Origin of the sequence: Symmachiella dynata, from assembly GCF_007747995.1 — a bacterium.
GTDB lineage: Bacteria > Planctomycetota > Planctomycetia > Planctomycetales > Planctomycetaceae > Symmachiella > Symmachiella dynata.
Map to the genome: position 1 here is coordinate 5,452,339 of NZ_CP036276.1, position 14,280 is coordinate 5,466,618.

General features: G+C 56.2%; 13 protein-coding genes. 8 read left to right on the plus strand and 5 right to left on the minus strand.

Annotated elements, in window-relative coordinates:
* Nucleotides 1-17: 17 nt before the first annotated feature.
* Nucleotides 18-1,010: a zinc-dependent alcohol dehydrogenase family protein gene (locus Mal52_RS20595; protein ID WP_145378401.1), complete on the minus strand. Its 993-nt coding sequence runs from the start codon at nt 1,008-1,010 to the stop codon at nt 18-20.
* 126 nt (nt 1,011-1,136) lie between these two features.
* A complete protein-coding gene (locus tag Mal52_RS20600; protein ID WP_145378402.1) occupies nt 1,137-1,997 on the minus strand; it encodes a fumarylacetoacetate hydrolase family protein in 861 nt (286 codons plus the stop codon).
* Between the two features lie 388 nt (nt 1,998-2,385).
* Between Mal52_RS20600 and Mal52_RS20605 the strand changes: the two genes are divergently transcribed.
* Nucleotides 2,386-2,895 carry an FHA domain-containing protein gene (locus tag Mal52_RS20605; RefSeq protein ID WP_197534361.1) on the plus strand — a complete coding sequence of 170 codons (510 nt, stop codon included), beginning with the start codon at nt 2,386-2,388 and terminating at the stop codon, nt 2,893-2,895.
* 36 nt (nt 2,896-2,931) lie between these two features.
* Here the strand turns inward: Mal52_RS20605 and Mal52_RS20610 are convergent, their stop codons facing one another.
* Nucleotides 2,932-4,347 carry a DUF1501 domain-containing protein gene (locus Mal52_RS20610; protein WP_145378404.1) on the minus strand — a complete coding sequence of 472 codons (1,416 nt, stop codon included), beginning with the start codon at nt 4,345-4,347 and terminating at the stop codon, nt 2,932-2,934.
* 525 nt (nt 4,348-4,872) lie between these two features.
* Here Mal52_RS20610 and Mal52_RS20615 point away from each other — a divergent pair.
* From Mal52_RS20615 to Mal52_RS20630, 4 genes are all read left to right on the plus strand, one after another.
* Nucleotides 4,873-7,101, plus strand: coding sequence for a serine/threonine protein kinase (locus tag Mal52_RS20615; protein WP_145378405.1), 2,229 nt, complete (start codon nt 4,873-4,875; stop codon nt 7,099-7,101).
* Nucleotides 7,094-8,872, plus strand: coding sequence for an adenylate/guanylate cyclase domain-containing protein (locus tag Mal52_RS20620; protein WP_231961928.1), 1,779 nt, complete (start codon nt 7,094-7,096; stop codon nt 8,870-8,872). Before Mal52_RS20615 ends, Mal52_RS20620 begins: the two co-directional genes overlap by 8 nt.
* A gap of 257 nt (nt 8,873-9,129) precedes the next feature.
* Nucleotides 9,130-9,354 (plus strand): hypothetical protein, encoded by a 225-nt coding sequence (locus tag Mal52_RS20625; protein WP_145378406.1) that lies wholly within the window; start codon nt 9,130-9,132, stop codon nt 9,352-9,354.
* Nucleotides 9,355-9,425: 71 nt separating this feature from the next.
* Nucleotides 9,426-10,010, plus strand: coding sequence for a response regulator (locus Mal52_RS20630; protein WP_145378407.1), 585 nt, complete (start codon nt 9,426-9,428; stop codon nt 10,008-10,010).
* Nucleotides 10,011-10,049: 39 nt separating this feature from the next.
* On the opposite strand, the gene Mal52_RS29920 is transcribed toward Mal52_RS20630, so the two are convergent.
* The gene (locus Mal52_RS29920) at nt 10,050-10,196 is read right to left on the minus strand and encodes a hypothetical protein (RefSeq protein ID WP_197534362.1); all 147 of its coding nucleotides are present in this window, start codon (nt 10,194-10,196) and stop codon (nt 10,050-10,052) included.
* On the opposite strand from Mal52_RS29920, the gene Mal52_RS20635 reads away from it, so the two are divergent.
* Both Mal52_RS20635 and Mal52_RS20640 read left to right on the plus strand, forming a co-directional pair.
* The gene (locus Mal52_RS20635; protein ID WP_145378408.1) at nt 10,195-10,983 is read left to right on the plus strand and encodes an alpha/beta fold hydrolase; all 789 of its coding nucleotides are present in this window, start codon (nt 10,195-10,197) and stop codon (nt 10,981-10,983) included. The genes Mal52_RS29920 and Mal52_RS20635 overlap by 2 nt on opposite strands.
* Before the next feature lie 494 nt (nt 10,984-11,477).
* Nucleotides 11,478-11,786 carry a BON domain-containing protein gene (locus Mal52_RS20640; protein ID WP_145378409.1) on the plus strand — a complete coding sequence of 103 codons (309 nt, stop codon included), beginning with the start codon at nt 11,478-11,480 and terminating at the stop codon, nt 11,784-11,786.
* Between the two features lie 19 nt (nt 11,787-11,805).
* Here the strand turns inward: Mal52_RS20640 and Mal52_RS20645 are convergent, their stop codons facing one another.
* Nucleotides 11,806-13,269: a hypothetical protein gene (locus Mal52_RS20645; protein WP_145378410.1), complete on the minus strand. Its 1,464-nt coding sequence runs from the start codon at nt 13,267-13,269 to the stop codon at nt 11,806-11,808.
* 169 nt (nt 13,270-13,438) lie between these two features.
* Between Mal52_RS20645 and Mal52_RS20650 the strand changes: the two genes are divergently transcribed.
* Nucleotides 13,439-14,251: a sugar phosphate isomerase/epimerase family protein gene (locus tag Mal52_RS20650; protein WP_145378411.1), complete on the plus strand. Its 813-nt coding sequence runs from the start codon at nt 13,439-13,441 to the stop codon at nt 14,249-14,251.
* Nucleotides 14,252-14,280: the final 29 nt, after the last annotated feature.

Consider the following 14,280-nt stretch of genomic DNA (forward strand, 5'->3'; position numbering starts at 1 on the left):
GTTGTCCCGATTCGGGGTCATTCGCTGATGGACAACAACACCTTTCCCGCACGCCCCGATTGTTCGGCGGCCCGTACGGCGTCGCAAACTTTATCCAACGGGAATGTCTCGCCCACATCAGCTGTGAGGGTTCCGTCGCGGAGCAAGGTTTTCACCATTTTGACCAGCTTCAGTTTGCCGATCAAATTCAGAGAGTTCATATGATTCGACAGCCAGAACCCGGCGATATTGGCGTCGGGCGTCATGATGTCGCGGGGGGAAAACGAGAGTGGTTCCCCCGAAAGCGTGCCGAAGACCAACATGCGGCCCCCTTTGCCCAACGATTGCACCACAGCCGTGCCAAGTGCGCCGCCCACGGGGTCGATGGCATAAGGCACGCCCTGTCCGCTGGTGATTTCGGAAACGGCAGCGGGTAACTCTGCGGGGCTCGCGGCAATCACGGCATCGCCGCCGAGCGACTTGAGCTCAGCGACTTGTTCTTCACGGCGAACGACGTTGAGCGTGCGAAAGCCGTACTTGCGTCCCAAACGGATGACCATCTTGCCCAGCGCCGAACCGGCAGCAGTTTGCAGCAGCCATGCTCCGCGCGGTACTTTGAGTACTTGGCGGGTCATGACGTAGGCGGTTGCCGGATTGACGAAAAACATGGCGGCTTGCTCGACGGATAACTCCTTACCCAAGGGAACCGCTTGTTTGGCAGGGACGGTGGTTTGCTGTTGCCAATTGCCGGTCGTGCCGTTCAGCACGGCGACCCGTTTGCCGACCAAGAATTTGCCCAACAGTCCGCCGCCACTGGCTTCGACGATGCCGACCCCTTCGAATCCGGGCGTCGCCGGAAGTTCGGGCAGAATGCCGTATTGGCCGCGGATCATCATCAAATCCGACGGATTGATCGGGCTGGCCAGCATCCGCACGCGGACGTGTCCGGAAGCCGGGACCGGCTGGTCGCGCGATTCGATCCGCAAGACGTCGGCCGGTTCGCCGAATTGGTTGAGAACCACTGCTTGCATGTTGGGGGGCCTTGGGGTTTGTGACGTTGTTGGGTTTGTGGCGAAATGGGGTTGTGAATTTATCGCTCGGAACGACGGCGAAGCCGTCGGTTTGGGAACTGTGCGACGGCTTCGCTGCTGGGAAGACTAGAGTTGCTTCACGGAGTTTTTGAGGACGCCGAGGCCTTCGATTTCGACTTCGGTGACGTCGCCATCTTTGAGAAACACCGGCGGTTTGCGGGCCATGCCGACTCCTGGGGGAGTGCCGGTGAAGATGATATCGCCTGGTTCCAAACTGAACAGTTGCGAAATATGGGCAATGATTTCGTCGACGCCGAAGATTAGTTCTTTGGTCGAGGAGTCTTGCATCGTCTCGCCGTTGAGCCGCAGCGAAATCGCCAGGTCGCTCGGGTTCTCGATTTTATCGGCCGTCACGACGTACGGTCCGATCGGTGCAAAGGTATCGGGAGTTTTTCCCAACAGCCATTGACCGCCGGGGCGTCCGATTTGCCAGTCGCGGGCCGAGACGTCGTTGCCGACCGTGTATCCGGCAACGTGAGCGAAGGCGTCTTCACGCGAAATATTCCGTCCCCCGCGGCCGATGACGACGACCAACTCCGCCTCATAATCCACAGTCTTACAGGCCGCTGGAAGTTCGATGGTTTCTTCGGGGCCAATCACGGAACTGGAAAACTTGCTGAAGCAAATCGGCTCATCGGGAATCGGCGCGTTGCTCTCCACGGCGTGGTCGCGGTAATTGAGACCAATGCAAATCACCTTGCCGGGACGGGTTATCGGCGCCAGAAGTTCTCCCGTGACAAACTCACCCGCCGCCGAAGCTCGCTCGGCTGCGTCTTCGATTTTTTTCAGGTTCTGGGGAAGCTCGGCCAACAGGCCAGCCATGTCATTCGCAAGTGTCGGGTCGGCCGCCTGCAAATCTACGTATTGGTTTTCGATCACGGCGACGGCGCGGTTGCCGGCGTTTGTTCGCAAAGTGGCCAAATGCATCAGTCAACTCCTGGTTTGTTCCAACGTCGTTATTGTGCCGTTCGTGTACGGCAATTCGGGGCGCGCGTGAAAAACAGTTTTCTCGTACAACACTTCTCCCGGCTCATGAGCCGGACATCATACGGCTGTAGCGACTGGACTGGCAATCAAAGCGGATGGATCCGGGACAATTCGGCCATTTCACCAGCGATACAGCGGTCGATTGAGGCGAAATCTGAACATTCGTCATGCGGAATTCGGCCCCCAGACATCTTAAATCCCGCCAAAACTGGCTCAAAACGTCATTTGTTCGGGGTTTCGACGCTGCGAATTGCTCGAAAAATGATTCCCTTTGCCTCAAACAGTCGATAAGATGAAAAAGAGCGAATCATTTTGTTGGAGCCGGTCTATGCCAATCTGTCTTACTCCGCATCTCGACGGAGACCCGATCAAACTGGATAAAGCGATCCTGTTAGTCGGTCGGCATCCCAGTTGCGACATTATCTTGGTGTCGAGCCGTAAGGTTTCCCGTATTCATTGTTGCATCGCACAGGCGGGGAACCGTCTGTTGATCCGTGACCTGGGCAGCACCAATGGCGTTACGGTCAACGGTGCAAACGTTGAAGAATCGGAAATCCACCTGGGTGACGACGTTGTGATCGGCGACTTGAAATTCTTTGTCGGCGACGGCTCAGAAAATCGGCAGTCGAAGCACGACAAATCGAACGGGAACGGAAGCTCCGCACCGGTCAAAAAGATGAAGGGGCTCGATTCATCGGAAACTCCACTGGTGATCGAACGTGCCAGCGCCGAGGAATATGACATTGTCGAAGACTCAGACGATGAAGTTGACTCCCAGGCCATCGATGGCGAAAATTCGTTCGCGGAGTTGAGCGACTCGCACGTCGAGCCCGTTTGAATTTGATCCATCTGATCAACGAAACGCCGCAATCGCTCACCCCAAATCGCTCACCGCGCGTCCCACGCACAATTGCTGTTGCCCACGTTGGAATTCATCGTAATAGGTCAGCGAACTGTCGATGCCAAGATGCTTGAAAACCGTCGCGGTCAGGTCGGCGGGAGTCACCGGTTTGTCGGCGATATAGCCGCCGTTGGAAGTTGTCGCTCCGTAAGCCTGCCCCCCGCGCACTCCGCCTCCAGCAACCAATGCGGTAAATGCGTGTGGCCAATGATCGCGGCCCGTTTTTTCCGTCATGCCGTTTTGCGTGACCAGTCCGATCTTGGGCGTGCGTCCGAATTCGCCCAGCGCGACCACCATCGTGGTTTCCAAGAGCCCGCGCTGATCCAAGTCCTGCAGGAATCCCCCAAAGGCGTGATCAAACAATGGGCAAAGGTCGTTTTTCAGCTTGGGGAAATTTTGATGATGCGTGTCCCAATGCGGCGAGACCTTATCGTATTTCGTTTCGTCATCCCAGTTGACGGTCACCAACGGGATATCGTTTTCAACGAGTCGACGCGCTAGTAGTAAGCTTTGCCCGAATTTCGTCCGGCCATACAGGTCGCGAATCGCCGTCGGTTCTTCGGACAAGGAAAACGCATTCGTGGCCTGCGATGTTTCGACTAGTCGCAGGGCGCCGGCGTAATTCGTATCGACCAATTCGGCCAATTCCCCGGCATCGGTCCGACGGTCGGCCAATTTCCCCAATTGTTGCCGTAGTTCTCGCCGCCGGTCAAAACGCGAACGCGTGACCTCCTGAGGAAAGCGAACCCCCTCGACTTGGAAATCTTGCTTTCGCGGGTCTCCACGGATGAGAAACGGATTCCAATGTTCACCCATTCGCCCCCCAGTTTGGCCGGCGATCCGTTTGTCTTGCCCTACGAACTGTGTGTACCAAGGCAGAACCACCGAAGCAGGAAGCCCCGTTGTGGACTGTCCATAACGGGCGACCATCGACGCAATGGACGGCCAGTCTTCCGGGAGGGCTTGATCGGTGATGGGGGGACCAAAGTAGGGACGACCGGAATAGATTTCGCTGCAGGCCGGTCCATGCACGCTCATTTTGTGAGTCATCGAACGCAGCAGACAGAATTTATCCATCTGTTGCGACAACAGCGGCAGGTGTTCGCCGATGCGGATATCCGGTACGTTCGTGGCAATCGATTGGAATTCGCCGCGCACTTCCAGCGGAGCCTCGGGCTTCATATCCCACATATCGATGTGGCTCGGCCCGCCGAAGAGAAAGATAAACACACAGGATTTGGCCCGTGCTTGTGTGGTCGGCGTTTGTGCGAGCGTCGCGGCACGCAGTTGTTGCAACTGTGGTGTATTCAAACCAAGCAGGCTCAGCCCGCCGATTTGTAAACACTTCCGCCGTGCCAACTTGGGCTGATCCGCGAACAAGCTCAACATGGATACGTTTGCTCCCCGCTTGTGTGCCGCATCCGAGTCCCTCTCAGAGGCCGTTTCTGGATACCAACAGTTTACCCGATTTTCTCAACATGCGACAGTTTTTAATGGCTGTAAAGTCATCTCCCACCCAGATCGCACCGTAGTTTGTCACAAAATCCAATCTGTCCTTATCGAAATCATAGAGACCCCAACCGCTAAAGACACCCCAGGAGCGCCAGAGGCTCGTGCGCTCCAAAGAACGTTGCTCGTTCACTTGACCATTGTCGCAGACGACCGACAATTCACTGACAGCGGCGTGGGAATTCTGTCTACAAGTCGTTTCAAAACCCTCTGACGTGTCACGCAACCAATTGTATTATGGACCCCTGAACAGGCGCAACCGGGTTTTGAAACTGGTCTAGCAACGACAACTTGATTTTGTTTTGGCTAGAATAGCAGGCTGTTGGCTAGAATCCCGGCTGTGCTCGACCTATCCTCAACCAACGCGTTCGATTTTGTGAAACCCGCAATGATGTCAATTTGTTCATGACCGATAGCCCCAGCCGACCGATCTCAACCGAGCCCGATGATACGCTCCGGCAGGATGCTGAGAGTTCCGATCGGTCCGCGCGACTCAGTCGGCGGAAATTGCGTCCGCCGGGAGACGTGCCGGGTTACAAAATCAACCTCTGCCTGGGTGAAGGAGCCTACGGATCGGTCTGGCTAGCTGGGGAGCAAAACACCGGCAAGCAGGTTGCCATCAAATTCTACACGCACCGCGGCGGACTGGATTGGTCGCTGCTGAATCGTGAAGTCGAAAAACTGGCCATGCTGTATACGAGCCGCGATATTGTGCGGCTCTATGAAGTCGGCTGGGATGCGCAACCTCCTTACTATGTCATGGAGTACTTGGAAAACGGCTCGTTGGCAGCGCTTCTTCGGGAAGGACCGTTGTCAGTGACCGAATCGGTCCGTATTGCCGAAGCGGTGTTGCGGGCGCTGGTCCATGCCCATGGCAGCGGGATTTTGCATTGCGATATCAAACCGGCCAACGTGCTGCTCGACGGTGACATGCAACCTCGCTTGGCAGATTTTGGTCAGTCGCGGCTGTCAAACTCTCAGGACCCGGCGCTGGGGACTTTGTTTTACATGGCGCCGGATCAGGCGGATCTGGCGGCGGTGCCTGATGCGCGCTGGGACGTCTACGCGCTCGGCGCGCTGTTGTACCATTGCTTGTGCGGACACCCACCGTTTCGCACCCCCGAAGTCGAACAAAAAATCCTCGCAGCGGATAGCCTGCGTGAACGATTGGCGGTTTACCGGGGAACGTTACAATCCGCCGAGCGGCCCTCGGCACATCGTCGGGTCGCGGGCGTGGATAAACGCTTGGTGCATATCGTGGATCGCTGCCTGGAAATGAATCCCGCGCGGCGTTATCCCAATGCGCAGGCCGCCTTGGAAGCATTCAAAGTCCGCGCCAAACAGCGTGCCCGTCGACCGGCGATTGTGATGGGCATCATTGCCCCTTTGCTGCTGCTGATAGCGCTGGTGCCTTTGGGATTTCAGGCAGGCGACAAGGCGGTGGCCACCTCTGAATCGGCAGTGGTTTTTCAGGCCTCAGAGAACAACAAACTGGCGGCCAAGGCAACCGCACGGATGTTGGAAAGCGAACTGGTCGGCTTGATCGGCCAATTGCACGGCGCGGCGAGTAATCCAGAATTGGCCGAGGCGATCTATCGTGAAGGGGAATTGCCCCAAGACAAACGTTCCCAGCTGGAAGAATTGCTAATAAATTTCCGCCGCCGATACAGTGTCCCGCGAACGCTGAAAGCCCGGTCACGGACCACAGTCGCCAAAGACGACGAAATCGACTATCTGTTGGATCGCAGTTGGTTTCTCACCAATGCCCAAGGCGTTCAACTGTGGCGTGATCCGCATGGCGAGACCATCGACGGTGAATATCATTGGCGCGATTATTTTCACTGGGGCGGCAAACAGCTTCCTAAAACCGTGGACGTCAAAGATGTAAAAACCCATTGGGATGAGAAAACATTTCACATCTCCTCTCCCTTCGTCAGTGAAGAGACGAATAGCTACATGGTGGCCATCTCGGTCGTCGTCCGTGATAAAGAGACCTCGCAACCGCTGGGCGTACTCGCCCGCACCATTGACTTGGGAAAATTGCTCTCCGAAAAAACGCTGGGAGGAGTGCGACGGGTTGCAATGATTGATGGACGCAACGGCAAATTTTTGGATCACCCTTTGATGTCTCCCACGCGATTTGAAGGCCTCGACGACGATGAAGTCACGGCCACCATTGAAGACTTGGAACTGAGTCCTGCGATCCGCGAAAAACTCGCACAGTACCAGCATTCAGAACACCGGACACAAGATGCGGGTGAGATGGATGTGATCATCGAAAACCAACATCGCGATCCTGCGGACCGACTTGATCCAGAAGCCGTGAAACGCGGCGACGACCAGCAGCGCTGGTTAGCCGCCTTTGCCCGGGTCCCCGGAACCGACTGGTGGACCGTTGCCCAGGAGCGGCACACCGAAGCGATTCAACCCGTGCATAAAGTCCAATCGGAATTAATGTTCTATGGCATGATCGGACTGTCGGCGTTTTTTGCGCTGATTGGCGCACTGTGGTACTTCTTATTACGCGGCGTAAGCAACCGGACAGTCCGTCTCGGCTTGTCGCGATCCCGCCGCGGTCGCAATACCGAAACCGAAGCATTGTCCGGCAGCGGGAGGAGTTCGTCATTTGACTGAGCTAATGGCCGAATGTGCCGAATCCCAAAACCGTGCGACGGTCGTGATCGAATCAGACAAGCCGCTTGCGGTTGGTCGCGATGAGCAATGTGACTTTGCTATTCCCTGGGATAAATCGATCTCACGGAAACATGTCGAAGTGCGCCTCGTCGGCGAGTGCCTCCGCGTCCGCAGGTTCGCTGTCGCTGCCAATCCACTGTTCCATCGTGGTGCGCAGGTCGAGTCTTGTGAATTGGAACCGGGCGACCATTTTGTACTGGGACACACCACATTCCTATTCAGCGACGCACGGACCCCACGGCTCTCGACTCCCACACAACCGGTGGAAGAGGTCGCCTTTTCACGCGACGACTTGCGGCGGATTCAATTTCTCGATGCCGACCGACGCATTGAAGTATTAACACACCTGCCCGATGTAATTTGGGGCGCGCGGACCGATGAAGAATTGTTCGTCCGCCTGACAACCACCCTCCTGGCAGGCATTGCCGGAGCTGAAGCGGCTGCGGTCGTTTCGATTGCGGGCGATGAACCGCCGGTGATTGAACATTGGGAGCGTCGTCTGGAAGTCGCCGGAGAATTTCGTCCCAGCACGCGACTGATCAAGGCGGCCGTGTTGGAGAAAGAGCAAAGCATCCTGCACGTCTGGGAAAGCGAAGAGCACCATCAGGCGGATTACACCATCACACAGGAATTTGATTGGGCGTTTTGCACACCGGTCCGTGGCGCTGCCACGCAAGGTTGGGGGCTTTATCTAGCCGGTCGTTTTGATCGCGCCGCCAATCCCGCCGGACAATTGGATACCAGCGAACAGCAGTTGCGCGGTGATGTCAAATTTGCCGAGTTGATGGCGGAAATTATCAGCGCAGTGCGGCAGGTCAATCGCCTGGAACGGCAACAGGCCGGTTTGCGACAATTCTTCGCGCCGCGAATTTTGTCATCGTTGGGAGACGGTTTCGACACAAAAAGCCTCGATCCGCGCGAGTGCGACGTCACCGTGTTATTTTGTGACCTTCGCGGTTTTAGCAAACAGGCCGAAGGAGCCCGCGATGAATTGATCCATCTCCTCGATCGCGTCAGCCAAGCCTTGGGCGTGATGACGCATCATATTTCCGAACATGGCGGTGTGATCGGCGATTATCAGGGCGATGCGGCGATGGGATTTTGGGGCTGGCCGGTCGCCACGGATTCGGCGGCACTGGATGCCTGCCGCGCCGCTTTGGGAATTCGCGCTGCCTTTGCTGCGACTGCCGGGAAAAAAGATCACGCGTTGGCCGATTTCCAGATGGGGATCGGCATCGCACACGGCAGAGCGGTGGCGGGGAAAATCGGGACCACCAACCATGTCAAAGTCACCGTTTTTGGGCCGGTCGTCAACCTCGCCAGCCGGCTGGAAGGGATGACCAAACAGCTCCGCGTTCCGATTCTGTTGGATGAAGCATTGGTAGAGCGAATCCAAGACGAATTGACTCCCGAAGAGGGCCGCATTCGCAAATTGGCCCGCGTGTTACCCTACGGGATGCAGACCCCGGTGACGGTCAGTGAATTGCTCCCCTCCGAAGCCGCCTTTCCGGAACTCACCGCGGCGCATCTGGAATCGTATGAACATGCGGTGACCAATTTTCTGGCCGGGGATTGGGAACAGTCGTATCGGGCGCTGCACGACATCCCGCCCAGCGACCGGGCACAGGACTTTCTCAACGTCCTGATTGCCCAGCACAATCGTCAAGCCCCGGGCGATTGGGACGGCATCGTCAAACTGCCCAGTAAATAGCCAGTTGGTTCGACACAATGCCTCTGGCTGTGGCAACGATTGTGCGGATTGCACCGGCCGAGTCACCGTGGCTGTCGTATCGGGGCTAGGTAAACTCAATCGATTGGGCAATGCTGGCAATTAGCAACCTATACTTCACTACGTTGTCAACGACCGTCTCGGCCAGACGGAGCCGTGGTTTGTTGATGCAAGTTCTCGTGCCACCGCGCGCGAAATTCACCAGAGATGACCTACAAAACTGACGAAGGACTAGCTGCGTGGCCCTTATGAATGGTCCCCGATTTGCGGACACAGATTTCCTTGCACCTGAAGAGACACTGCTTCTTGCGTCTGAAGAGACGACCGATCCGGAAACGACGTTGGGCATCTCCGAGCGCGGTGTGGAACTGTTGCACAAAATCAATGAGATCATTGATTTAGCGACCGAGAATCAGCCTGAGGGTTCCGACCAACCCATCATTGTACAGTTCACTCAAAAGTAGCCGATCGCCGTGCCGGTCGGAGAGCGTGCCGATCTTCCGGGTCCTTGCGGTTGTTTGAGGCTGATCACCTAATGGTTAATGAAATTGGGGCCCGCCGGTCCAAAGTACTCATTATCGACGACGACCCGCTCTTCCGCAGCATGCTGGCTTCGGTCATGCGCGAAAAATACATCGTGTTCGTCGCAGCCGACGGAGAAGAAGGATACCGCAAGGCGCTGGCCCATCCCCCCCATGCCATCATTCTCGATATCCGGATGCCGGGGTGGGATGGTTTAAAAACGTTGCGGACCATTCGCCGCAATGAACTCCTGGCGGAATTGCCGGTGATGATCCTCTCCAGCGATGCCAGCCGTGAAACCGTTATTGCCGCGATTCATTCAGGCGCCACCGACTACCTGATCAAAACCAGCTTTACCAGAAAAGAGTTTCACAGCAAATTGACGCGGCTGATCGAAACCGCGCGCGACCGCGCCCTGGACCGGCCCTCGCGACGACGCCTTGAAGAAGCTTGGTCGCACGTCCGGCGCGTCCCCCCTGCCACGCCCATTCCCCCCCGAGAAAATTCCCCCCCAGCGGCCGCCGAATTGCCCGAGACCGTTAACACACCCAGTGCTGACAATTCACAACTCCAGGAAATCATGGATGCCTGGGAGTAGCAGCGACTGTTTTGATGTGCTGAATTGTTGAGAACAGCTTCACAGTTTGCCCTGACGGGGCGTCTCCGGATCGACTTTGGTCTTGATCCCATCTCGCCTCTGCGACGACAATACAGTCTGTGCATCCGCTGCTGCGCCGTCATGTTCATGATGGCCGATTCCACCTGCATTTCCTGGCGTATTCATGCCTCATAAATCCCGTCGACCATTTCTTAAAACTTGGTTCCCGTTGTTGATGGTCGGTACAGCGACTGTCGGTATGCTGTTGAACGGCGTGCTTGACATCGACGCTGCCGAGAAAGTGGGCGTGAACCGGGTGACTCCCGAACTCCTAGTGGTGTTCATCGGGGGCATGGATTCCGATCCGACTCCGGCTGAAATTGCCGGCACGGCACGCGCCAACCAGGGCAATAGCGGCATGTTCCAACTCTGCAACCAGTTGGACGACGAGCGTTTGGTGTGCGAGTATTTCAACTGGAACGGCACCCGTGCCGGAAAAATCCAAACCAGTCCTCCGCCGATGACCGCGTCGATTGTCGACAGGATCCACGAGCACATTCGCCAGTTTCCCCGCAGCCGCATCGTCCTTGTGGGCAACAGTTGGGGCGGTCACACCGCTTGGCAAGTCGCCGATGAAATCGCCCGCAGCGACCACCCTTTAGCGATCAAGCAAGTCATTTTTCTGGATGCCTCATCCACCGGACGAGCGGTGGACCGGCATCCTAAAGAATTGCCGATCAACATCAACAACGCCCTGCATTACTACACGCACAACGTCTTTTGTTGGGGCCAGTGGAGCGAGAATCGTCTCCAGGCCATCGACTTGGGCGACCCCCAACTGGGGTACTCCAAGGATGGCACCCCCAATTACAGCTCAGCTTTCGATTTCCAAGCGCATGTCGCCGCTGAATGGGACCCGCGTATCCACACTGAAATCAAAACGGCTGTCATGCGGCTTCTCACCACCCGCTAAAACGCCTCTCTCCGCACGCCACGTTTACAATGCGCGCCGCCGCGAATTGTAATTCTTACGTTGCCAATACGATGGGCTGCAGCCATTCGCAAAGATTTCTAAAAGGTCTCGCCACCGGCTCTCTGTTGATTTTTGGGCGAAAACGACAGAGTTAATCGTCGCGGCGGGGCAAAATCCACTCGCAGGGCCAGCGCACAACATAGGTTGGCGCGGCAATTGCTTACTCCTCATTTGTCTGCCCAATACATGGTCAGCATTCAAAGCAAATGACTGCGATATGGGCAAAAACCAATTATTGACCTACACAGAATGGATTGAGATCGTTATCTTTTTTCTTGCCGCCATTTTTCTTAGTGTCGAACGCACGATGGTCGGCAGGACCACGGTGAAGACGTGCTCCAGCGATGGTGACCGGAGCTTGCGATTGAGAAGGCTATTGGTCTTCGCCGCGAAATGAAGGATCGTATTTTTCCCGTGGCACAAGGAACCACACAATGAGCAAGCTGGCAGAACGCCTCCCGGGCCAAACGATTGAGGCAACAGCCCCCTCACCGCGACAAGAAGCCGGCACCGCGGTGCCAGACGAATCTGCCCATCAAGTCGAACAAGAAGTCCGACGTCGACTGATGGCGACCCCCCGCCTGAAAATTGAATCACTCGTCGTGCGACGTGTCGATCAAGGCATTTGTCTGCAAGGGGTCATCGAATCCCAGGAAGCGAATCACGATATCTGTTCGCTCGTGAAAACGGTCGCTGGTGTGGATCGCGTCATCAATCGTTTGTTGGTTGCTTCGAAACATTAAGTTGTCGAAACCGATGAACTCATGAGTCGCCCGCGCGTCGGGTGACGCGTACGCGATACGTCCCCCCATTGTCGGACAACTCGCCCCACGCATCGTTCACGCGCAAAAACAGTGTCCCGGATACTCTGGGGCGCAGCGTGGCAGCTGCGCCCACCGGTTCAATGCCATCCGCTAAGGCAGCGGTCGCATTTTTCGGCACCACAACCGCCAGCAGCCTTCCCAACGGTTGGCCGTCATGATACCGAATCGTGATTCCCTCAGCGGTCGCTTCCCAAGGCCGTGGGGTTTGCGCTAGAGTCACCATTCCCTCAGCTGTGATTTCATAAGCAGCCCCCGCCTCGACCTCGACACCGCTCGATTGCCATCCACGATTGGCTTGGATCTCCACACTAGTTTCGCGACCGGCCGCCAAGGCTTGCGTTGCTGGAAACTTGATCGCAGCCCGCTCCACGTCATAGTCGTAATTCAGACCGGAGGTAAACAACGCCCATTCCCGGTTCAATTCCGACAGGTCCGTTCGGTAGAATTCTTGAAACTTTCTGCTGAATTGCGTCCCCTGCAGATAGCCTCCCAATTCCCGAAACCGATCTCGGTATCGCGGGTGTGCATCCAAAAACTTGCACAGCGCCCACGACCAAGCATAGGACTCCGTCTTCAGAAATGAGTTGTGTCCATAGTTGAAAATGTCCATCACAGATTGCGGGCGGCCGGCGGCGCATTCCGCGGCGATAATTTGCAGACGCCCCCACCCTCGGACCTCGAGCGATTCGGTGGGCATGATGCGGAACGTTGTGCGTCCTTGCGCATCGGTGCGATGCGTTCCAAACAATTCCGCCATCCCCTCCATATACGAACTCGGCGCCAACACGCCCGGCATGGCCGTCATGAAGCAATGCGTTCCTTCATGGATCATCAGATGCCGCCGATAATAATCGTGCTCCTGATCGTTCATCCAAAACTCGATCCCGCGATTCCGGCCGTGCGGAAAATCGGGCAAATCCTCGGGGAGCAAACCTGTCTCAACGAACAACCGCTTGTCCCCCATCAGATAACCGGTCATCTGAAAATCGCTCCCTGCGCGATTCGGCGGCAACGGACCGAAATACTCTTCCCAGGCCCGATACGCTTCATCCATCAAGCCCGGAAGCGGTTTCGCTACTTCCGGATCGATGTCGGTATAAAGAATCAATCGCTGCGATTCATACCGCTGAATCCCCACTTCAGCCAAACGTGTATCATCATGCTGCGGCCGTTGATCATCGGGACGATAAACGCGTTGTGATTGGGGAGGCTGCTTTGGCGTTTTTTGTTGTGCGCCGTCGGGACGATTATTGTTATCCTCCGGCGGACGAACTGGGGACGCGACCGACGGCGCGGGAGAATCATTCGCCGCATCCTCAGCGCCACCACAACCGCCGACCAGTATCGGCAGCAACAGCCACACCGCGATTTGTCTTCGCTTCTCGTTCAAGCGCCGTAGCATTGTTTCATTCATTGGCCAATTGCCCATCCTGGATGCACCACACCTCTGGAAAAACATCAATGCTCATAGACAGTGAACGCTTCCACGGTGATTTGATTCACCGCCGGTCCCACGATATTCTCAGAGAAGTTCGAAAACTGGTTTCCACACCAAATGGCGGATGTCGATCATGTCGGATTTCAAATACGCACTCAACAGTAGCACAATCCGACCGGTGCCGTTATTGGAAAAAATCCGCATTGCTGGGGAGGCGGGTTATGCGGGGATTGAATTGTGGCACGATGATATTGAAGCTCATCTCACCCAAGGGGGCCAACTGCACGATATTGTCGTCGCCCTCGACGAGCACAACCTCCGCGTGCCGACGACGATTCACATGAAGGGCTGGTTCGAATCGGCGGGAGACGAACACACAGCCAACATGGACGCGTGTAAATGGAAGATGGAGCAGGCCGAAGCGGTCGGCGCAGCTTACATCATTGCCGGTCCGCCGCGGGAAACCGCTGATCGTACGCTGGGGGCCAAGAACTACCGCGAGCTATTAGAAATCGGCCACGAAATCGGCATCAAACCAGCGATGGAATTTTTGGGTTTCGTCGAGGACATCAACAGCATCGAAGACGCGCTGGAAATCATCACGCACGCCGAGCATCCTGACGGCACGATTGTGCTCGACCCCTTTCACATCTTCCGCGGTGGCGGTTCGATAGAAAGCATTGCGCAACTCAGCCCCGCACAAATCGCCATCTGCCACTTCAACGACGCCCCGGCCCAGCCACCACGCGAGCAACAAGCCGACCGCGACCGCGTCTATCCGGGCGACGGCAGCGTCGATCTAAAACGAATGATCGCGCTGCTCAAACAAATCGGCTATGACGGTTGGTTGTCGTTGGAATTGTTCAATGAAGAACTGTGGCAGCAGGATCCGTTGGAAGTTGCGAAAACGGGTTTGGATAAAATGCGGGCCGTTGCGGAAGCGTAAATCTTCAATAGATTAGCAATGATTCATTG

What these genes read in the sequence shown, in the direction of transcription:
- Mal52_RS20595 (WP_145378401.1), bottom strand. Translation starts at nt 1,010, where the DNA reads ATGCAAGCAGTGGTTCTCAACCAATTCGGCGAACCGGCCGACGTCTTG.
- Mal52_RS20600 (WP_145378402.1), bottom strand. Translation starts at nt 1,997, where the DNA reads ATGCATTTGGCCACTTTGCGAACAAACGCCGGCAACCGCGCCGTCGCC.
- Mal52_RS20605 (WP_197534361.1), top strand. Translation starts at nt 2,386, where the DNA reads ATGCCAATCTGTCTTACTCCGCATCTCGACGGAGACCCGATCAAACTG.
- Mal52_RS20610 (WP_145378404.1), bottom strand. Translation starts at nt 4,347, where the DNA reads ATGTTGAGCTTGTTCGCGGATCAGCCCAAGTTGGCACGGCGGAAGTGT.
- Mal52_RS20615 (WP_145378405.1), top strand. Translation starts at nt 4,873, where the DNA reads ATGACCGATAGCCCCAGCCGACCGATCTCAACCGAGCCCGATGATACG.
- Mal52_RS20630 (WP_145378407.1), top strand. Translation starts at nt 9,426, where the DNA reads ATGGTTAATGAAATTGGGGCCCGCCGGTCCAAAGTACTCATTATCGAC.
- Mal52_RS20635 (WP_145378408.1), top strand. Translation starts at nt 10,195, where the DNA reads ATGCCTCATAAATCCCGTCGACCATTTCTTAAAACTTGGTTCCCGTTG.
- Mal52_RS29920 (WP_197534362.1), bottom strand. Translation starts at nt 10,196, where the DNA reads ATGAATACGCCAGGAAATGCAGGTGGAATCGGCCATCATGAACATGAC.
- Mal52_RS20640 (WP_145378409.1), top strand. Translation starts at nt 11,478, where the DNA reads ATGAGCAAGCTGGCAGAACGCCTCCCGGGCCAAACGATTGAGGCAACA.
- Mal52_RS20645 (WP_145378410.1), bottom strand. Translation starts at nt 13,269, where the DNA reads ATGCTACGGCGCTTGAACGAGAAGCGAAGACAAATCGCGGTGTGGCTG.
- Mal52_RS20650 (WP_145378411.1), top strand. Translation starts at nt 13,439, where the DNA reads ATGTCGGATTTCAAATACGCACTCAACAGTAGCACAATCCGACCGGTG.